Genomic DNA, 19322 nt, shown 5'->3' on the forward strand with positions numbered 1-19322 from the left:
GGGAATTTAGGGGGATCTGATGTCAGGTTAAAATCACGGTGTTTCCCGCTAATTCAACTCAAAGTCCCCCTTTTTAAAGGGAATTTAGGGGGATCTGATGTCAGGTTAAAATCACGGTGTTTCCCGCTAATTCAACTCAAAGTCCCCCTTTTTAAGGGGGATTTAGGGGGATCTTCCCAGGAGTAAAAGGCAGAAAAAGTGATGACTCTTACCCTAAAGGTAAGCGAGATGCTCGATGGACTGCCTCTACACCAATACTGGAGAAGCGGTATAAAATTAAGGGAAACAACTCATTAAGAACCCGTTATGTTAGAAGCGCCCACCCAAATCACCCATGAGGATTTAGCCACGGAAGCGATCGCCTTGATTCGCCAAGCGGGGTGTGAATATGGGGAGATCCGTCTGTGCCGTTATCGCGATCGCAGTTTAACCGCCCGAGATCGCTCCTTAAGCAACTTGAGCGATCGCGTGAGTTCGGGATTTGGAGTACGGGTTTTACATCAAGGGTCTTGGGGATTTGCGGCAAGTCACCGCAGAACAGCAGCAGAAGTTAGACGCATTGTGGCCCTTGCGGTGGAGATTGCTAAAGGCAGTCACCTCACGCAACAGACTCCGGTGAAGTTAGTCCCCGTAGAAGCGTATCGGGATAGTTATAGGACCCCGATAGAAATTGATCCATTTACGATTCCCATTGAAGAGCAAGCGGAGTTGTTGTTAGAGATTAATGAGCGGTTGTTAGGGTATGGCGATCGCGGGATTAAAAAAGCTTCATCTTTCCTGCGCTTTACCCAGGAACAGAAAACCTTTGCTTCAACAGAAGGCTCACTGATTGAACAAACAATTTACCGCAGTTATCCAGGATATAATTGTACAGCCATTGCCAATGGAGATGCCCAAAGTCGTAGTTATGAACGGCCTCCGTTGAATTGTGGCTATGAACATATTGACCGTGCCAACTTGCTGGGAGAAGTGGACCGAGTGGCAACGGAGGCGATCGCCAAAGTTCATGCTCCCAAGGGACCCTCGGGCATTAAAACGACCTTAATCCTGAAACCTACCAATTTGTTTCTCACCATTCATGAATCGGTGGGACATCCTACTGAACTCGATCGCGTGTATGGTTATGAAGCAAACTTTGCCGGGACCAGCTTTGCGACTACGGATGGCTTGGGAAACCTGCAATATGCCGCCCCTTGGGTCAATTTTAAGGCTGATCGCACCCAACCGGGGGGACGGGGAACAATGGGATATGACGATGAAGGAGTTATATCACAAGAGTGGTACGTTGTCAAGGATGGAATTTTAGTGGATTATCTCACCGATCGCGAGACGGCAGCGCGACTGGGACGGGGGAACAGTAATGGATGTGCCTATGCTGATAGTTGGTATAATGTGCCAATGGTGCGGATTCCTAATCTGGGGTTAGAACCGGGACCGGATGGGGGGAGTCATACAGCGACTCTCGCTGAAGCGATCGCCGATACCGAGGACGGGATTTTAATTGATGGGATTGGCAGCTATTCTATCGACCAACAACGGCGAAATTTTCAATTTGGCGGAGATGCCTTTTGGCAAGTTAAAAAAGGCAAAGTAGTTGGAATGTTGAAAGATGTCACCTATCAGGCGATGACGACAGATTTTTGGAAAAGTGTGGATGCGATCGGGCCCAAATCTGAACAGATTCAGTGTGGCACCAATCTCTGTGGAAAAGGAGAACCTATGCAGATTGCCCAAATGACTCATGCCTGTGTCCCCGTCAGGGTCCGCGACATTTTCATTGGCGGCCCTTCTTAACCCTTGGGGACTCGGGATATCGCGGTTCCGGGACTCATGGGGTACAGATAGTTAGGGGGTTGTTCCCCATTCAACCCCCTAGAATATCGGTAACGGATGACATCCGGCGGACCAGAAACCGGGTTTCATCAACCTGATCGGTTTCTGGGTAATTTGCATCGGGGTCAAGAAAGCCAGTTTCTAACCCTGACAGTCCCCCAGACTAGAGCCTTGGTACAGGAGGATTCGCGGCATGGGACTGATACCGGATTTTTGGGTCAAATTGGTTGCTTTTAAGGCAGAGATGGGGTAAAAAACAGGTTAATCTTCCCCTGACTAGACCGGCATCTTGGGCTACGGGCGAGTTAAAAGTTGGTCCCCTTTGCCTAGAAAATACAAGAGGATGGACCTAATTTATCAAAAATTCAAAAAGCTAGGGAGACAAGGACAGAAATTGCGGATAGAATCAGATTAATAATACGGTTTTGAGAAATCAAGATATGAACACCACGAGAAAGCGCAGGAAGAGCAGAAAAGAAGTGAAATAGGACCAAGAGAAACCATCGCTTTTGACCCTGACCCTCCGGCCAACCCAGCCCCATAAAAAAAAAAGCGGTTTTCTTCAGATTTCCCTTAAAAAATTTATTAAATAAAAACCCCGATTGATGCCACAACTAAAACTCAGCGATTCCATTCTCAATCGCCAAGAACTAGCGTCGTTGGATGTATTGGTTTCCCCCATCTGGATTTGGGACTTTGACCAAAAACAGGTGTGGTGGGCAAACGCGGCAGCCCTAGGTCTGTGGCAGGTACAAAGCATAGCGGAACTGCCAGATGGAAATTGGAGCCACCCATTTGACGAGCATTCAAGCGGGATTGAACTCGATCTACAACAATTACAACAGGGTACAACTGTGGTGAAACAATGGACTTTTCAAACGGATGGTGAACCGATATCCATTCGATGTGCTTGTTCAGGAATTCGCATTGAATCGGGAAGAATGGGGGTCTTGGTGGAGGGAATGACGGAGGTCATGAAACGCCATGACTGGGAACTGTGGCGATCAAATGAAGTGCTTAGGCAGGCGACGGTCATGATTTCCCTGTACAAAGCCGATGGCACGATGGTAATGCAAAACCCAGTTGCGAAGCGGTGTTATGGGGAGGAAAAAAGGGGGGAAATTTCGGTCAAAAATTCCTGGCGACAGCGATTTGTCAGCAGCAGCGATGCAGAACGCGCGCTAACTTGTATTGAAGCGGGAAATGTCTTCTATCACGAAACCCAGATGCAAACCTTGCAGGGGGTGCGATGGCACGCGGTGGAGATTCGCAATGCGAAGGATCCGGTGACGGGCGATCGCGCGGTTCTGGTGAATGAAAAAGATATTACGGAACTCAAGGAGGCGGCAGTTCAACTCCAACAGCGCGATCGCCTGTTAGAAGGGGTGGCATTAGCAACCCACGCGCTGTTAACGGCATCCAATCTATCCGAGGCGATTTCCAAGGCATTGGGTGAATTAGGAAAGGCTGCCGGAGTCGATCGCGCCTACCTGATGGAAAATTACCAAAGTCTGACCGAAGAACATTTGATGAGGATGTGCTGGGAATGGGTCGGTGACGGAATTATTTCATCGAAGGAGAACCCAGAATTTCAAACCCTTTCTTATGAGGAAAATTTGCCGGGTTGGTACGAGACACTCTGTGCAGGAAAAGCGATCGGGGGAACGGTTCGAGATTTGAGCGAGGTGGAACGGTCCATCTTAGAAGCCCAAGGGATTCAGTCCATTTTAGTCATGCCGATCGCCATTGAAGGGCGGTTTTGGGGGTTTATTGGCTTTAACGATTGCCATCATCAACGGGAATGGTCCGAAACTGAAGAATCAATTTTGAAAGCAGCAGCGGGAAGCATTGGAGGGGCGATCGCCCGCCACCAAGCCGAGTCCAAATTGGCGACCTTGAATGCTCAATTAGAGGCGATCGTAGAGGAACGTACCGCCAAATTGAAAGCGATGAATGATCGGCTTAGGGCGGAAATTTCCGAAAAAGCTAAAATCGAAGAAAAATTACGGCATAATGCCTTTCATGATGCCTTAACCGAACTCCCCAACCGGACGTTATTTATGCAAGAATTGCGTCAGGAGTGGGAACGGGGGAAACAAAATCCTAACTATTTATTTGCGGTCCTATTTTTGGATTTAGATCGCTTTAAAGTCATTAATGATAGTTTGGGTCATGGAGTTGGCGATCGCCTGTTAATCGAGATTGCTGAACGCCTTCGCAAAACCCTGGCCGTCCGTCCCCATAGTTTCCGGCGCAATGAACACGCGATCGCCCGCCTGGGAGGGGATGAATTTGCCATCCTCCTCAAAGATATCCGCGCCTTACGCACCGCAAGGCGGGTGGCGGAACGAATTCACGCTTGCTTAACCCGTCCCTTTGCGATCGAAGGACAAGAAGTGTTTACCAGTGTGAGTATCGGGATTGCCCTCAGTTCCCGAGGGTATGAACGTCCCGAGGACTTGTTACGAGATGCGGATATCGTCATGTATCGCGCCAAAGCCCTGGGACGGTCTCGCCATGAGGTTTTTGATACCGCCATGCACGATCGCGTGGTCCGATTACTCAAGTTAGAAAATGACCTACGCCGCGCTATTTCCGACGGAGAAAAGCGACTGCCAAACCCCCGGTTTTACCTCTCTCCCCACCCCGATTCCGAAGGCAATGACAGCGGAGAAGACCAGGGAATTCAGACTCCATCCCTGCCCTTTAATTCGGTCAAAAAACCCTCCGCCTTTGCCTTACATTATCAGCCGATTATTTGCTTAAAAACGGGACGAATCGAAGGATTTGAAGCCCTTTTACGATGGGATCATCCTGAACTCGGGTTCGTACCTCCGGGAGAATTTATCTCGATCGCTGAGGAAACGGGGTTAATTGTTCCCCTCGGTCAGTGGGTACTCCGTGAGGCGTGCCAACAGTTGCGAATCTGGCAAGATCGATTTCCCCAATCCTTACCCTTAACCGTGGCGGTGAACCTATCGGGACGACAATTTTCCCGAGTGGATTTGATCGCCCAAGTCGATCGGATTCTGGCCGAAACGGGAATCGATGGCAGTATGTTAAAGCTGGAAATTACCGAAAGCGCGATCGTGGATAATCCTGAATTAGCCACTGAAATGTTGTTGCAGCTTAAACAGAGAAAAATTAACCTCTGCATGGATGACTTTGGTACCGGGTATTCTTCCTTAAGCTACTTACATCGGTTTCCCCTGGATACGTTAAAAATTGACCGTTCCTTTGTGAATCGGATTGGAGTCGAAGGAGAAAATTCTGAAATTGTCCTGACAATTGTGAGTTTAGCTCACGATTTGGGCATGGAAGTGATTGCCGAGGGAGTGGAAACATCGGCCCAGTTAGAGAAACTCCAAGAACTGGGATGTGCGATGGCTCAAGGGTATCTGTTTTCACCCCCAGTTGATAGCGAAATGGCTTCTCAATTGCTGATTCAGGAGGGAAAGTTAGTTAACAACTGGTAAAATTCCAGGCTTCCAATCGATGGGTTTAAGTCAAGATGGTAAGAGGGTCAAGGCCGCGATCGCTGGTCTTGATAGGCCAAATAAACCGCTTCTAAAAACTCCTCTGCCGAAACCTTTTGAGGCAGAGGTTCTTGAAGAATCACCTGTTTAACCTGGGTCGCTAATTGACGGCCAATTTTCCCTCGTGCCTCGCTCGTGAGTTGAGTGCGCCGTTGCAGATATTCGCGAATAATTGCAAAATCATCAGGTAGTAAGGCGGACAGATTAGCCCGTTCTACTACCTGATTTTTCAGCAGGTGGGCCGATTCAGAAATGGGAAAATTAGCCTCAGCGATCGCCCGCTCTTCTTGAATAACCACCGTTCCCGCTACCCAATCCCCTAAGCGCTTTTCCCGAGAGGTTAAGGCAATCAAAAACGCCCCAATAAAGAGCAGATCATCCACCGGACGCAACAACGCCCGTAGTGTGGATTGCTGAAGACCGCAAGGCCGTCCATCATCCCGAATCACCCGAATTTGGACTCGCCGCTTCCCCGGGGTTTGACCCTGCCAAAACACTTCAAACCAGACAAAATAGCCCACATAAACCCCAAAGACAACGAACAATAAAATGGCAATTAACCACTGTTGCACGCGCTCATTCGTTCCTAAAAGATTGGTAATCACATCCGCTAAAAACAGCGACCCGAATAGCCAAACTACGACTAATGTTAGTTGGATTAACCCCAAAACAAAATAGTCAAACATTAGGGCAGAAACTCGGTTCCCAATTCCCGCTAAGGTAAATTCTAAATCAACACTTTCCGGGGTTTGGATTTGGATACGATTAAACAATCTCATGGCAGTTCATTAAAGTTAGACCGGGGGGATATTTCGGGTTATAGGGTAGACCCTTCAAAGCTGAACGATTTACAGGAATTAGAGAACGCTATGGCTTCTCAACCGAATCAGCGAGTAAGCACTGGGGGCAAAATCAGGGTTTCTTTTGGCTAGATCCAGAGAAGGGATTGAGGGAATCAGCAGAGGCAATTTATTTTTTGCCACGACGGCCTAAATTTAAACCCATCCCTTCTTGACGACTGCGCAAATCGTAGTAGATAATCCCTTTAATCGCTTGCCAAAAGGGAATCAGCAAAGCGGATCCTAGAAGACTCACGACTAAACTACCCACCAAATATAAGCTCACACTCAGCGGAATATTATTCGGGAAAATGGTAACTAATGTCATTTGAAGTATCCCGATGACCACTTGCAAAATAAGGGCAATGGGTAGGGAAATAACCAAGGCCAGGAGATAGACTCCGATGAGACGTCGGGTCAATCCTTTCGTTAAATTCCAGCTTCGACTGATAGAGTCTGTTGCGCCTATATTTTCCATCGCAATGGGTAATTCTACAATCGATAGTTTGGTATATAACCAGATATATAAAACTATCAAAGCCAACCCACCCAAGATACTGACCAAAATAATTACTCCATTATTTTGCCCCAAAATTCCACCGATGATTCCGGCGATGATGCCAACAGCAATACCCCCTCCGAACATCGCTCCCATGAAGATCAGAAAGATTAAAAAACCCGCCCCTAAAAAGCTCCACATTCGAGGTTGGACGCGCTGACGCGCTTGCTGCACAGTTTCCGGACGTTCTATTGCTTCCTGAAATGCCAGACGCGCAATTAATCCGTGCATTTCTGAATATTTTGCCCAGCCATAAATCGGAATAATTCCCCACAGAGAACCAATCAATGCTAGACGATAGTATTCCTGAAAGTGATCGCGGTACAAACGAATACCCCCCGTGACCACATTCCCGACACTCAAGGGTCCCATCCGTCCGACATTCCTTTGATTTTTAGCCATCCCTGAATTTCTCCCCTTGCTTGATTTTGTCAAGTTTAAAGCTATCTTACGACTAGAGGGGGAAATTTTAATTAAAACTTTATGAAGGGTTGCTCAAGGGGCGATCGCACTGAATTGCCAGGGATTGTTCAGTGGGTACAGCGGATCATCCGGTGTCCCGAAGGACGGACGGTCTAGGCATGACGTTATCGAGTCTGGGAAGCGCGATCGCTCACCGAGTCCAGAAATGATTTAGACTGGCTAAAGCGTATCACGAAATTTTGAGAAATCTGATGAATATTCAAAGATGGATTGCTCGCAGAGAACCGAATTGGCGGCGACTGGATACCTTGTTGCGGCAGGTTGAAACCCAGGGATTAAAATCCTTGCAAGCGTTAGAAATTGAGGAACTCGCCAGTTTATATCGGTCCGTGTCCGCAGATTTAGCACGAGCAAGAACTCACAAGCTGGGGATGACGTTAGTCCAGGAGTTACAGCAGTTGACTTCGCGCAGTTATAACCAAATATATCAAGGGTCTCGCCGACAGGAATGGGGGGCGGTTGTAGAGTTTATGCGCTGGGGTTTTCCGGCGATCGTTCAAGAAACTTGGGGATATATTGCTGTGGCGACAGCGACTTTTGCAGTGGGGGCTTTAGTCGCTTGGTGGTATGCGTGGCAAGACCCCGTTTTTATGGCGATCGTTGTCCCTCCTCATATTATTGAAATCGTCCGCGATCGCGGGGAATTATGGATGGGTTCTATTGTAGGAATGGAACCCCTTGCTTCTAGTAGCATCACCATTAATAACCTGCAAGTTTCGTTTGGTGCAGTGGGGGGAGGCATTACCGCTGGCCTTTATACCCTGTTTATTTTAGTTTATAATGGCATTCATATTGGGGCGATCGCCACTTTGATTGCTCAATATAATTTATCCTATCCCTTTTGGGCCTTTGTTTGGCCTCATGGTTCCCTAGAATTACCCGCCATTTTCTTTGCCGGTGGTGCAGGTTTGCTGATTGGTCGTGGGCTATTATTTCCCGGTCCCTATCGCCGCGTTGATGCCCTGAAATTGTACGGATATCAAGCAGCTAAACTCCTCTTTGGGATTGTACCTATGTTAATTATTGCTGGATTGATTGAGGGATTTTTCTCTCCCAATCCCTCGATTCCAGACTCCCTCAAATATGTGACAGGTATTGGTTTATTAGCCCTCCTCTTTCGCTATTGTACTCGTAAAAAATCGATAAATTCATCGATTTAATTAACCCCAGATGCTATCTCAATTTAAAAGAAATTTTTGTAAAATCTTAAACTTAAATGATTGGATTATTTCTACCTTAAATTTTCAACATCAAGACCTCTGATTTGATTATATCGCGCAGGACTTGATAGATTTCGATGTAAATCAAAGGCTTCTTTCTGACAACGGAGGTTATAATAAACCTGAGATTTTAAGACTTGCCAAAAGGGAGTGATAAGAATATTCAAGCTAGTCCAGTAAATTATCCAAATAACTTGTTCAATTACGATAAAAGTAGACTCTTCCGAATTAGTGAAAGTCCCCCCTGGCATGAATCCGACAATCAATAGTCACAGTAACAAGGTTAAAATAGTGAGAGGGATTGTCGCACAAACAGCAAGAATAATTTTTTTTACAACAAAACGTCTTACTCCTTTGAATAATTGACGGGAGCGATTGATAGTAGTAAATGAGGTTATATCTTTTTCCATAGCTAGGGAATTTTCATAAATAAAGAACAGAGAATAAATTTCAATTAATTGCACAAAAAACCAGGCATAGATAACAACCCCTAATACACAAAATATCAAAGTAAACAAAGGAACGAATCCGTAACTGGCCGCCAGCAAACTCCCAAACACAAAAGTCATCAAAAAAAAACAGTCCTACCGAGAAAATCCAAAGTATCACCCATAAAAATGCTCGATAACTGCATTTTTATGGTTTAAAATATTGCATAATTTTACCGGAGTAGTTGAATAAATTAGACTTAATTTCCGATAAAAATCAGCGTCTTCCTATTTTTTACAAGAGGTTTCTAGTCTTGATTTGTAGGTAGCGATCTACCAGTTGATCACTAATTAAGTTAGCTGGAGAATCTAAAACTAAAACCCCTTTTTGCTTGAGATTACCAAATACCAATTGGCGCTGAGATAATAAATTTAAGGCGACTGCACGGGAATAGGTAGTGTCAATCTTTTCTGTGGAATGGTGGGCAATTTCATCAACTTGAGGATCGCGGAGGGTGACACAAAAGGGCAAGTAACGGGGGGTAAGGCGTTGCAAAGCGCCCAGCAGTTCCGCAGAAGCGGTGGCATCGACGATATCCGTAATCATCACCACCAGCGCCCTCCGAGTATGTTGGGACAGGACTCGGGTGACAGCACCCATATAGTCCGGTTCGAGTAATACGGGTTGAATGGGGGTGAGACGTTCGATAAAGTGAGAGAGCTGATGTTGACCTTGTACTGGAGGAATCCAAGTGTGAATATCGCGATCAAATACCGCCACTCCAACCCGATCGCCTCGATTTAACCCCGCCAATGCTAAAGATAAAGTGGCATTTAATCCCCAATCAAACCGCTGCATCCCCTGCACTTGTGCGGTCATCAACCGTCCGCGATCAAGTAAAATGAGTAGGGTTTGCTCCCGTTCCGGTTCTAATACGCGCACTAGAGGACGATGACGCCGCGCTGTTGCTTTCCAATCAATCAGGCGTGTATCATCCCCCATCCCATATTCCCGCAATTCCGCAAATTCGGTCCCATTTCCGAGGCGGCGCATCCGTTGTCGCATGGTTCCGGTAGACTGCACCGCTAAACGAATGGTCAGCGATCGCAATCCCACCAAATCCGGATAAACAGGCACTTTCACCCCTGCCGGAATAGTCCAATCCAACCACGCCAAACCCCAGGGACCCAACTGCCGCACTTGAATATCCCCCCACTCGTACTCTCCCCGCTTGCTGGGTTTCACTGTATAAGTGAGTTCTTGGGTAGTATTTGCGGTTACAGTGGTTTGCAAGTACCGCGCAGAGACGTCAAATGCCATCGGATAGCGATCGCCAATCCGAATCACTGCTGATTGGTTTGTGGACTCGACAGCAAGCACCACCAGATTATCCCGCCCAATGGACAATTTACCCAAAGGCGATCGCGTCACTTTAACCCGATAATTTTGCACGCGCTGACTATCAATAAACCCTAGCAATAATACAATAAAATCTAACACTAAGGTTATTAAAATACTAATAATAGGATTCAGTACAATCGCCGTAAAAATGGCGATTGCTATTCCGAGTCCTAACAAGAAATAAAAGAGTCTGGATGGAATCATAAAACCTTTTTTTGTAGGGTTGAGCCAGGGTCAGGTATCTTAAAAAGATGAGGAATAGTCGATATAACTTATGATAAGAATCGTTCATCCCTCATCCTTGAGCATTCATCTGGGTACGGCAACTTGTTGGAGTAGGGAGGCGATCGCACTCTCAATTTGTACTCCATCAAGTAACGCTTCTGGTTTGAGAATAAACCGATGACGCAGTAAAGGAAATGCCACCGCTTTGACATCATCTGGGGTCACATAATCCCGCTCATTTAACCAAGCCTGCGCCTTACTACTTTGTAACCAAGCGACAGCCGATCGCGGAGAAGCCCCTAATGCTAAATCAGGAAATTGGCGGGATTTTTGTACTAAAGCTAATACATAATCCAAGAGATTATCAGCAACCTGCACTCCCTTAATTTCTTCTCTGGCCTTGAGAATTTGCTGCACCGTTGCCAAGGGTTTGATTTGAGTTAACTCTAAGCGTTTGGCTTGAAATCCTGCCTGAGAATTCAGCAACATTTGCTTTTCCGCTGCCGGGTCCGGATAATCCACCACCAGTTTAAATAAAAAGCGATCGAGTTGTGCTTCCGGCAGGGGATAGGTTCCTTCAAATTCCAGGGGATTTTGAGTGGCGATCGTCCAAAATAAATCCGGTAATGGCAAACTTTCTCCATCTAAAGTAATCTGCTGTTCTTCCATCGCTTCCAACAAAGCCGCTTGAGTTTTGGGGGGAGTCCGGTTAATCTCATCTGCCAGCAAAACCTCGGTAAAAACAGGTCCTTTTTTTAAGGTAAAACTTCCAGTATTCATCTCAAAAATATTCGTCCCGAGGATATCTGAAGGTAAAATATCCGGGGTGAGCTGAATTCGGCGAAAATCTGCTTGAATTAAGCGGGCTAACACCTTGACTAATAAGGTTTTTCCCGTTCCCGGGACACCTTCTAAAATGACATGACCCCCCGATAATAACGCTACCAGCAATTGTTGTACCACTGCCGATTGTCCGACAACAATTTTGTCCAATGCCTGACCCAGGCGTTTTAAAATTGCCCTTGTTTCACTCATGTTTTGAATCCCTAACTTTACAATGAAATAGCCCGACGAATAGCCGCCCATTTTTTCAGCCAACGTAGCAAGTCAAACTCGCCTAGACGACGCGGTTTAGAACTTCCCTGCAATTGCTGCATTAATTCCCTTGCTGGACGCCCAGTTTTTTCGGACCAAGCTTTTGCCAAGGTTTCAGAATCCAGGAGAACTGAACCCAATCCTAATGCTTTTTGCAGTTGCAATTGTTCTTCTTTTCCCACGACTTCTACTATAAAATCATGACAACCTGCTTTTTGCAACACGCCAGCTAATGCCTGGATATAGGCTTTGCTATTTTCCACTCCTGATGTCGAGACTCGATTCAATTGTCCCAATCGCCGATTTTTTGCCCAAGTCAGGACCATAATCAACAAAATACCCTGTACCAAGGCTGGAAAAATTGGGGTTTGAAGCAAATAATTAACTAAGGTTTGTTTTTGTTCCCGTTCGATGACTTCTGAATCTTTATAGCCGTGGGAATATTCATCAATAAAAATAGGCCGATCGCCTTCGCTCACCAAATTTGCTAAAAACTCATAATTCCCCGGGATATCTTGATACCCATTAGCCGCTAAATAGGGAGTATTTGCATAAATCACTTTGCCTTGACCGATATTTTGCTGCCAAACCATTGCGCCAAATTCATCGCCTAACAGAATTTGACTGGCGTTCATCCGGCGTCTCCTCGTTTCAATTTTCACCTCCCCAAACGGACTGTTCTGGAGGGTCCTAAATGGGGCTTCTGTAACCGGCGTTTTCACCCCTAAAATGACTAAAACATTCCCCTGGCTGACCCAGTTTTGTTCCGATTCCGACAGGAGGTTGAAATTGCCTTCGCCTCGGATTTCCCGGGTGAACCGACTGTCAACATGGAGAAACGTTACTGGGGTATCAATTTCTTCACTTTCAATTAATTCATCCACGGGTTTTTTCCATCGTTGAATAGGGGCTTTGCGGGCTTGCATATAAGCGTACCATGCCCCATATCCATCGGGATTAATTCGATAAGTTGAACCGCTATTGATTCGACCACTACTGGCCGGGGCCATCACAAAAGTTAACAGAATAATTGCCCCGATCGCCAGGACCAGAAACACCCCTATTTTACGAGTAGATAAATTCATAATTTTTTCTCAATTTCTTGATAAGCTTTCTGACATTCTCTCCATTTATCCGAGGTAATCTCTTGATTGGAAAAATAAAATTGTTCATGGGTTTCAAAGAGAATTTGATAAGCTTGATTGCGTTGGCTTTGCTGGAGTAATGCCTGATATTCACGATTGGTTAAGCTAGGTTGATGAGGAATAATCCCTCGATCATTCAATCCTTGGAGCATAGCTAAATACAAACATCGACAAGCTTCGCCATAATTGCCCCTCCCCTGAAACTGACGCGATCGCTTTAACCATTCCTCCACCGATAATCTTGAGGTAAGAGTGGTTTCTTTAGCCCGAACACGAGTGGGACCTAACCTCCGATACAGATAAGGAACTAAAACATCAGAAAGACGCCAAAAAAACCAAACTGCCAGTAAAAGAGCGATCGTCCATCCGAGTACCCTTGCTACTTGATCCAACCCCGAAATTTCCAACTGAGGGAATTCGGGGAGTTCGAGTTTAGCCATTTCTAGTTCCCACCATTCAGATATCTTTTGTCCAAGGAGTTGAATTTGCCACCCAATACTATCATTCTCAAACGACTCTGTAGCCATAAATCCGTTGCATCCGATACAGTAAGTTAATCGATACAGGAATCAAGACACACCCTCTCAGGCGAGGGATAATCTATTTATAATCCATTACGGTAGCGATCGCCTAGTAAATCAACCCGATGATGGCTGCGGGGAACAAGAAACCGGGTTTTCCAATACAAATGCTTGTCAAAGTCTCATCCTGTTGGGCTAAAAATCCAATTTTTCACCGCTACCTGATGGGAAATCTAAGATTGATAAAGGAAGGCGATCGGGCAATCATCCACGTCAGATTGTGGTATGGTAGAGTTATCCCAATTGGTGATTAGCGATGGAAGGATCTCTAAGTATTCACATTCCCCAAGAACTACTAGAAAGCGCCCAACGCCTGAGCAGTCCCGAGGAAACGTTAAATGATGTCGTTATCCTCGCATTGGAGCGGGAAGTGCGACGCCGGAAAGGATTAGCCGCCCATCAAAAAATTCTAGCCCTCAACAAAGAATTACCGCCCCAACCGGATGATACTAAATTGATTCGTCAGCTTAGAGAAGGGGAAAGATGAGTAGAACCCTTTGCTTAGAGACGCAATGAAAAATGGAAAATTGACAAACTGATACACTCAGCAAACAACCAACTTCGGATTTGGGTATTTCAGTGTTATTCTCCAATTAAGTAATAATTTTAACTGATATTAATTTTAATATTTTACAGTTAATTCTGGAGTAGATCGGTATTCAAATTCCAGCCTATTGTTAAATAAAGCTTGATACACAGATAGTCCAACTGCTTTAGCCAGCAAGGGAGGAACCGCATTTCCCACCTGCTTGTATTGGGCAGTTTTTGGCCCCCTGAAGACAAACTGATCGGGAAAGGATTGGAGTCTGGCAGACTCCCGTAAAGTGAGCCTTCTCACTCCTTCAACCTGGCCTGATCGAGGTCGTCCACCCTTCCTTAAATAGCGATGATATTCCAGTAAAATGCCATCACGATCCACGATATGAGTGCGGTTGCCTCCAGCAGTTGCCGGAATGGTCCGACTGGGTTCGTTTAAATTAATGGGTCTACCTTGACCATTCACCAGCATACCGGCCCAAGGACTCGGGCGAAGAATCGGATTTTTTGCATAAGTCACTTTAGCGGTATTCGGTGTATCATTCGGCACATTTATTAGAGCTTCCCCCGCAGAAATATAAGGATTCTGCATTCCCAATCCATGAGTTTTGGGCAAAAAAGAAAAAGAAATATCTTCCAATAAACCTACAAAAAATAACCGATTTCGATGTTGTGGAACTCCATAACTGGCGGTATCCAAAATATTAATGCAAAGGGTATATTTAAGCGCAGAAAATTGCTGATTAAGCCATTGAAAATAGGGTAAATGTTTGGCAGTTTGTAATCCGGGGACATTTTCCATAATAAAGGCTTTGGGACGGATTTGTTTGACTGCCCGAATAAATTCTGGTACTATATCTCTAGGATCAGCCTGTGCAAGCTGCTTGCCAGCGACAGAAAAGGGTTGGCAGGGTGGACCTCCAGCGACTAAATCGATCCCTTGAAACGGAGTAAAATCAATTTCACGAGCATCTTGAGTAATCAAATGGGTATCTGGAAAGTTGTGTCGGTAGGTGGCGCTCGCCCAGGAATCGATTTCTATTGCTGTGGTTACATTCCATCCTGCTTGATGGAGGCCCAAAGATAGCCCTCCTGCACCAGCAAATAGGTCAATTGCAGTGTTTTTAGGGTTTTTAGAATAATTGTAATGCACGGTTTATTGCTACCCAATTCCAAATTTAAACTAAAGAGAGGTTGTCCAAGGTGGGTACTACCTCCTCATTCTTACTCTTATTAATTATTTCATTTTTTCAAATTTTTGTCAACCTTTAATTAAAATTAATACCCGAATAATGAACAACCCAAAAACCCTAAAAAAATTAAATTATTATGAGTCATTGATGGAATGATTGACGTAAGTATTTAGAATAAAACGGCTCCAAACTAAGGGAACATAAAAATGATAAAAGAAACTGTAAATCATCAACAGGCGGCCCAGGCACTTGAATTGGCTTGGGACAGTATAGAGCAGAAGACGATTGCCCCTAACTTAGATGAAATAGCGGGACGCATCAAATTAATTATTACTTCCCCGGGTAATATTGCTTTTAAGTATATTCTCATCACCCGAATCTTAGCCAAATATGTTAATCCCAGTATCCATCCTAGAGCTTTACAAGTTGAAAGCGAGTTGCCTGGGGCTTATGATGCTCGTAGCCTTTGCCATTCTGTAATTGTCCGATTTGAAAAAAGAAAAGGAAATCTATTTGGCCTTTCTAATGAGCCATTTCTCAGTAAACCTGCTAGACATCGAGAACATGATAAATTAAATCGACAGCTAAAAAATAAACGAATAGCGGAGGTTCTACATGATGTTCTTGAAATAATTGCTTGTTCAGGACAGGAAGTCGTGTTTTCTAGTCTGGTTCATACACTCAGACTCGCAAAAGAACGAGGTGCAACTATTGTAGAGGTGGGGTTTTCCGCTGATCCGAATTATGATCGTCTTCTTCAGTTTGTACAAGAGTTTCTCCTTGAGGCAGAGGGTGGAGTCCGCTTAGTCAGTATAACCGGGGCTTTTTTGCAGCTTTTCAACCCAGAATATGAGGTTAAAATTTATCATCCTAATGCTTCCGATAAATTTGGAAAAACTGCCGGAGATATTGAAATATGGAATGACAAGATCTTAATCAGTGCTACGGAGTGCAAGCATCGATCTATTACCGTAGATGATATTAGACACGGGATTACTAAAGGAAAAGAATATGGAATACCTGAATACTGTTTTACTTTGGCAAGTGGACTAGAAGTAGGGCAAGAATCGGAGATTAACGATGAAATTATAGGGGTGAAAATATGGATGTCATTCTCATTAATATCCACGAAGCTTTGCAATTTTGGATTAGCATTCTTAATCCCAAGCGAAGACAGATTTTTGGGGAAACAGTGGTAAATATTTTAAGAAAAATCCGGCAATTCGATAGTGCCAATACTGCTGCTCAAATGTGGAATAAACTCGCCTAGCTGACTTTGGTTAACTTCCCTCGAAATCTCGTCTTCAATGACTTACACTATAATTGAAGGTAATCCCTCGAAAATTGTTGTAAAATGACTCCAGCAACTGCCCCCATTTTAATGAGTGAGGACCAAGCCTTATCCTTGGTGGAATCGACCCTGAAGCAATCCCAAGCGGATGGTGTTTTTGTGAGTTTGAGTGATGGGGAATCTTCCCTGAGTCGGTTTTCTGAAAATCAAATTACTCAAAATATTAGTCGCAGTCGGTTTAATCTCACGATTACCAGTTATTTTGGCAAACGCAGTGCTTCCGCATCAACTTCGGAAGAGGATCCCGAGGCGATCGCAACAACCCTGCGCCAATCCGAAGAACTTGCCCGAATTGCACCGGAAGACCCAGAATGGGTTCCCCTCCTCGAACCGCAAACCTACGATCGCCGGATTCCAGCTTTTGATCATGCCACTGCCACAGTTTCTCCCCTGCGGCGAGGAGAAATGGTCAAACAAGTGTGTGAGAAGGCGGCACAAGCTGGGGTGGAAAGTTCCGGGACCCTGAGTGTGGCGGCGACAAGTCGGGCGATCGGCAATTCTCTCGGGGTATTAGCCAGCGATCGCAAAACCGAGGCGGAGTTTAGTGTTACGGCTAAAATTGGCAAGGGGTCCAGTTGGACTTCGCGGACTGCCTTTGCGATCGATCTCCTCCCGATCGCCGAGATGACTGAACAGGCGATCGCCCGATCCATTGCCTCGCAGTCTCCCCGCAAAATTCAACCCGGTGTTTATCCCGTCATCTTTGATGCAGCGGCTTTTGCCGACTTACTCCCTTGGGTCATTTGGAATATGGATGCCAGGGCAGCAGATGAAGGGCGATCGTTTATGTCTCAAACCGATGCAGCAGGCAAATCCGCTGGGAATCGCATCGGAGAAACAATGTTTAGCCCCTTGGTCCAAGTCCAGCGTAATCCCGCCCATCCCTTATTGCAATCCGGTACGTTTTTCGAGGATGGATTGAGTAATACACCCTTGGATATCATCACTAATGGCATTCCCCAAACCCTGTCTTACAGTCGATATTGGGCGCAACAGCAGGGCAAACAACCCACGGGTATGATGTACCCCATTGTCATGACGGGTTCCGATGCTAGTCTGTCCGATTTAATTGCCCAAACCTCACAAGGTATTCTAGTGAGTCGTGCTTGGTATGTGCGCTATATCAATCCGCGCACCTTAGAAGTCACCGGCATGACGCGGGATGGGACATTCTGGATTGAAAATGGGGAAATTGCCTACCCCATTGAAAACCTGCGCTTTAATCAAAGTTTACCGGAGATGTTAGGAGAGGTGGACGCTCTCACAACGGGACAACGCTTTGGGGGTAGTGTTGTTCCCGGCGTGCGTGTCAAAGCCTTTAACTTCACGAGTACGACGGATAGCATATAACGGACTCTGGAAGACGGGAAGAGTTGATTGATCGCCGAATTCGTCTGGATCCGAAAAGGCATTTTTGTTCCCCACTCTTCCCTCATTTCAAATTGGGCAAGGTTTGGTTTATAATTGGAAAGTCTTGACCCCCAAAATAGATAATTAAGTAGGTGGTAAATGAAATTTCCTGTCCCTATTATTTCTAAATTATATCGCACGGTCCTCCGCAATCCTAAATATCGGTGGCCTGTCATTTTGGCTAGTTTGCTCTATCTGATTAGTCCTTTGGATATCTCCCCCGACTTTATTCCAATTTTAGGACAAGTGGATGATGTTGCCCTGCTATTTCTCTTAGTTGGAGGGATTTCAGAATTACTGACCAACTGGATGCAAGGTTTAAATCCCACTCCCGTTCAGCAAGAGTTTCATTCTGAGTCATCAACAGCGCAAACTCAAACCGTTGATGTGGATGCGGTTTCTATAGATTAGGCGATCGCATCATCCGGCGCGTTGCTTGTATTTTGATTGTCCCTTATTTACCCTTATTTAACTGAGTCATCTATCATGCTTCTTGAATCTCCCACCCAAACCCAGTTTTATACCTGGAAAACCTATCGATGTGCCTATCAAGCTTATCCGGGGGATGAATCCAAAACTCCCTTAGTTTTAATTCATCCGATCGGGGTGGGTTTATCCGGTAATTTTTGGGGCCGCTTTTGCCAAGAATGGTATCAAGGGGGAAGCAGCAATCCGATTTACAATCCGGATTTAGTCGGTTGTGGAAATAGCGATATGCCGCGAGTGACTTATACTCCCCAGGATTGGGCTGAACAGCTATTATTTTTCCTCCAAAATGTGGTTAAAAAGCCGGTTATTCTTGTTACCCAAGGCGCTTTATTTCCCGTAGCGCTTAAATTAGTGCAACTTGTTCAAAAACAATCATCAGGAGAAACCCAGTGGATTGAAAAGCTGGTGTTGTCGGGGCCTCCAGGCTGGAAAATCATGACCCGAGAAGGGTCACCCCGACAGAATAAACTCCGGTGGAATTTGTTATTTGATACGCCCTTGGGAACGGCATTTTATCGGTATGCCCGCAGTCGCAAGTTTTTGAAGTCGTTTTCGATTAAACAATTGTTTGAAAATCCCAATTCGGTAGATCAAAATTGGCTGGATATGTTGGAAAAAGGGGCAGCCAATTTGGAAACCCGATATGCAGTGTTTGCCTTTCTTGCTGGGTTTTGGCGGGAAGATTATGAAGGGGCGATCGCCAGTATTCAGCAACCCACTTTAGTGGTGATTGGACAAAATACCTCGAATATCAGCCGGGAAGGGTTAAAGGAAACGCCAGATGAGCGATTGGCGGCTTATTTGAATGCCTTACCCAATGGGAAAGGAGTAAAAATTAATGGACGGAATGTTTTACCTTATGAAACAACCGCCGAATTCGTCCAGGCGATCGCACCCTTTATTGGAGAATCATAATTTTAAGAAATAAGGCAATTGCACTATTTTAGTTCAGGGGAGTAGATCAGTCCCGTGGGAATTCCCCACCACTTTCCTGAT

16 protein-coding genes are annotated in these 19322 nt (G+C 45.4%); 8 read left to right on the forward strand and 8 right to left on the reverse strand.

Translation table 11 applies throughout. The annotated features are described in order from the left end of the window. Positions 1-306: 306 nt before the first annotated feature. Both NG796_RS08660 and NG796_RS08665 read left to right on the forward strand, forming a co-directional pair. Positions 307-1794, forward strand: coding sequence for a TldD/PmbA family protein (locus NG796_RS08660; RefSeq protein ID WP_261205506.1), 1488 nt, complete (start codon positions 307-309; stop codon positions 1792-1794). Positions 1795-2438: 644 nt separating this feature from the next. Next, positions 2439-5309 (forward strand): EAL domain-containing protein, encoded by a 2871-nt coding sequence (locus NG796_RS08665; RefSeq protein WP_261205507.1) that lies wholly within the window; start codon positions 2439-2441, stop codon positions 5307-5309. A 47-nt stretch (positions 5310-5356) separates the two neighbouring features. Here NG796_RS08665 and NG796_RS08670 read toward each other — a convergent pair whose 3' ends face one another. Together NG796_RS08670 and NG796_RS08675 are read right to left on the reverse strand one after the other, a co-directional pair. Beyond that, positions 5357-6148 carry an RDD family protein gene (locus NG796_RS08670; protein WP_261205509.1) on the reverse strand — a complete coding sequence of 264 codons (792 nt, stop codon included), beginning with the start codon at positions 6146-6148 and terminating at the stop codon, positions 5357-5359. Positions 6149-6338: 190 nt separating this feature from the next. Beyond that, positions 6339-7169 carry a DUF975 domain-containing protein gene (locus tag NG796_RS08675; RefSeq protein WP_261205510.1) on the reverse strand — a complete coding sequence of 277 codons (831 nt, stop codon included), beginning with the start codon at positions 7167-7169 and terminating at the stop codon, positions 6339-6341. Positions 7170-7441: 272 nt separating this feature from the next. Here NG796_RS08675 and NG796_RS08680 point away from each other — a divergent pair, with 272 nt between their 5' ends. Beyond that, on the forward strand, positions 7442-8410 hold the full coding sequence (locus NG796_RS08680; protein WP_261205511.1) for a stage II sporulation protein M: 969 nt from the start codon (positions 7442-7444) through the stop codon (positions 8408-8410). Between the two features lie 329 nt (positions 8411-8739). Here NG796_RS08680 and NG796_RS08685 read toward each other — a convergent pair whose 3' ends face one another. The 5 genes from NG796_RS08685 to NG796_RS08705 all read right to left on the reverse strand — a co-directional run bounded on the left by NG796_RS08685 (position 8740) and on the right by NG796_RS08705 (position 13292). Continuing rightward, positions 8740-9042 (reverse strand): hypothetical protein, encoded by a 303-nt coding sequence (locus NG796_RS08685; RefSeq protein WP_261205512.1) that lies wholly within the window; start codon positions 9040-9042, stop codon positions 8740-8742. A gap of 151 nt (positions 9043-9193) precedes the next feature. Further along, positions 9194-10504, reverse strand: a complete 1311-nt coding sequence (locus NG796_RS08690) for a DUF58 domain-containing protein (RefSeq protein ID WP_261205513.1) — start codon at positions 10502-10504, stop codon at positions 9194-9196. Between the two features lie 105 nt (positions 10505-10609). Further along, positions 10610-11560, reverse strand: coding sequence for an AAA family ATPase (locus tag NG796_RS08695; protein ID WP_261205514.1), 951 nt, complete (start codon positions 11558-11560; stop codon positions 10610-10612). A gap of 17 nt (positions 11561-11577) precedes the next feature. Beyond that, the gene (locus NG796_RS08700) at positions 11578-12705 is read right to left on the reverse strand and encodes a DUF4350 domain-containing protein (RefSeq protein ID WP_261205515.1); all 1128 of its coding nucleotides are present in this window, start codon (positions 12703-12705) and stop codon (positions 11578-11580) included. After that, a complete protein-coding gene (locus NG796_RS08705; protein ID WP_261205516.1) occupies positions 12702-13292 on the reverse strand; it encodes a DUF4129 domain-containing protein in 591 nt (196 codons plus the stop codon). Before NG796_RS08705 ends, NG796_RS08700 begins: the two co-directional genes overlap by 4 nt. Before the next feature lie 310 nt (positions 13293-13602). Between NG796_RS08705 and NG796_RS08710 the strand changes: the two genes are divergently transcribed. Beyond that, entirely contained in the window at positions 13603-13833 is a 231-nt protein-coding gene (locus NG796_RS08710) for a YlcI/YnfO family protein (RefSeq protein ID WP_261205517.1), read from the forward strand. A 135-nt stretch (positions 13834-13968) separates the two neighbouring features. On the opposite strand, the gene NG796_RS08715 is transcribed toward NG796_RS08710, so the two are convergent. Then, positions 13969-15036: a DNA cytosine methyltransferase gene (locus NG796_RS08715; RefSeq protein WP_261205518.1), complete on the reverse strand. Its 1068-nt coding sequence runs from the start codon at positions 15034-15036 to the stop codon at positions 13969-13971. Between the two features lie 246 nt (positions 15037-15282). Between NG796_RS08715 and NG796_RS08720 the strand changes: the two genes are divergently transcribed. The 4 genes from NG796_RS08720 to NG796_RS08735 all read left to right on the forward strand — a co-directional run bounded on the left by NG796_RS08720 (position 15283) and on the right by NG796_RS08735 (position 19241). Further along, entirely contained in the window at positions 15283-16275 is a 993-nt protein-coding gene (locus tag NG796_RS08720) for a restriction endonuclease, SacI family (RefSeq protein ID WP_261205520.1), read from the forward strand. A 155-nt stretch (positions 16276-16430) separates the two neighbouring features. Further along, positions 16431-17777 (forward strand): TldD/PmbA family protein, encoded by a 1347-nt coding sequence (locus NG796_RS08725; protein WP_261205521.1) that lies wholly within the window; start codon positions 16431-16433, stop codon positions 17775-17777. Positions 17778-17936: 159 nt separating this feature from the next. Beyond that, a complete protein-coding gene (locus tag NG796_RS08730) occupies positions 17937-18248 on the forward strand; it encodes a YkvA family protein (protein WP_261205522.1) in 312 nt (103 codons plus the stop codon). 75 nt (positions 18249-18323) lie between these two features. Then, positions 18324-19241: an alpha/beta fold hydrolase gene (locus NG796_RS08735; protein WP_261205523.1), complete on the forward strand. Its 918-nt coding sequence runs from the start codon at positions 18324-18326 to the stop codon at positions 19239-19241. Positions 19242-19322: the final 81 nt, after the last annotated feature.

The organism is Laspinema sp. D2d, from assembly GCF_025370755.1.
Taxonomy (GTDB): Bacteria; Cyanobacteriota; Cyanobacteriia; order Cyanobacteriales; family Laspinemataceae; genus Laspinema.

Excerpts from the sequence above, each read along its gene's own strand:
- NG796_RS08695 (WP_261205514.1), bottom strand. The coding sequence starts at position 11,560 with ATGAGTGAAACAAGGGCAATTTTAAAACGCCTGGGTCAGGCATTGGAC.
- NG796_RS08705 (WP_261205516.1), bottom strand. The coding sequence starts at position 13,292 with ATGGCTACAGAGTCGTTTGAGAATGATAGTATTGGGTGGCAAATTCAA.
- NG796_RS08700 (WP_261205515.1), bottom strand. The coding sequence starts at position 12,705 with ATGAATTTATCTACTCGTAAAATAGGGGTGTTTCTGGTCCTGGCGATC.
- NG796_RS08680 (WP_261205511.1), top strand. The coding sequence starts at position 7,442 with ATGAATATTCAAAGATGGATTGCTCGCAGAGAACCGAATTGGCGGCGA.
- NG796_RS08665 (WP_261205507.1), top strand. The coding sequence starts at position 2,439 with ATGCCACAACTAAAACTCAGCGATTCCATTCTCAATCGCCAAGAACTA.
- NG796_RS08675 (WP_261205510.1), bottom strand. The coding sequence starts at position 7,169 with ATGGCTAAAAATCAAAGGAATGTCGGACGGATGGGACCCTTGAGTGTC.
- NG796_RS08735 (WP_261205523.1), top strand. The coding sequence starts at position 18,324 with ATGCTTCTTGAATCTCCCACCCAAACCCAGTTTTATACCTGGAAAACC.
- NG796_RS08710 (WP_261205517.1), top strand. The coding sequence starts at position 13,603 with ATGGAAGGATCTCTAAGTATTCACATTCCCCAAGAACTACTAGAAAGC.
- NG796_RS08660 (WP_261205506.1), top strand. The coding sequence starts at position 307 with ATGTTAGAAGCGCCCACCCAAATCACCCATGAGGATTTAGCCACGGAA.
- NG796_RS08670 (WP_261205509.1), bottom strand. The coding sequence starts at position 6,148 with ATGAGATTGTTTAATCGTATCCAAATCCAAACCCCGGAAAGTGTTGAT.
- NG796_RS08720 (WP_261205520.1), top strand. The coding sequence starts at position 15,283 with ATGATAAAAGAAACTGTAAATCATCAACAGGCGGCCCAGGCACTTGAA.
- NG796_RS08690 (WP_261205513.1), bottom strand. The coding sequence starts at position 10,504 with ATGATTCCATCCAGACTCTTTTATTTCTTGTTAGGACTCGGAATAGCA.
- NG796_RS08725 (WP_261205521.1), top strand. The coding sequence starts at position 16,431 with ATGACTCCAGCAACTGCCCCCATTTTAATGAGTGAGGACCAAGCCTTA.
- NG796_RS08730 (WP_261205522.1), top strand. The coding sequence starts at position 17,937 with ATGAAATTTCCTGTCCCTATTATTTCTAAATTATATCGCACGGTCCTC.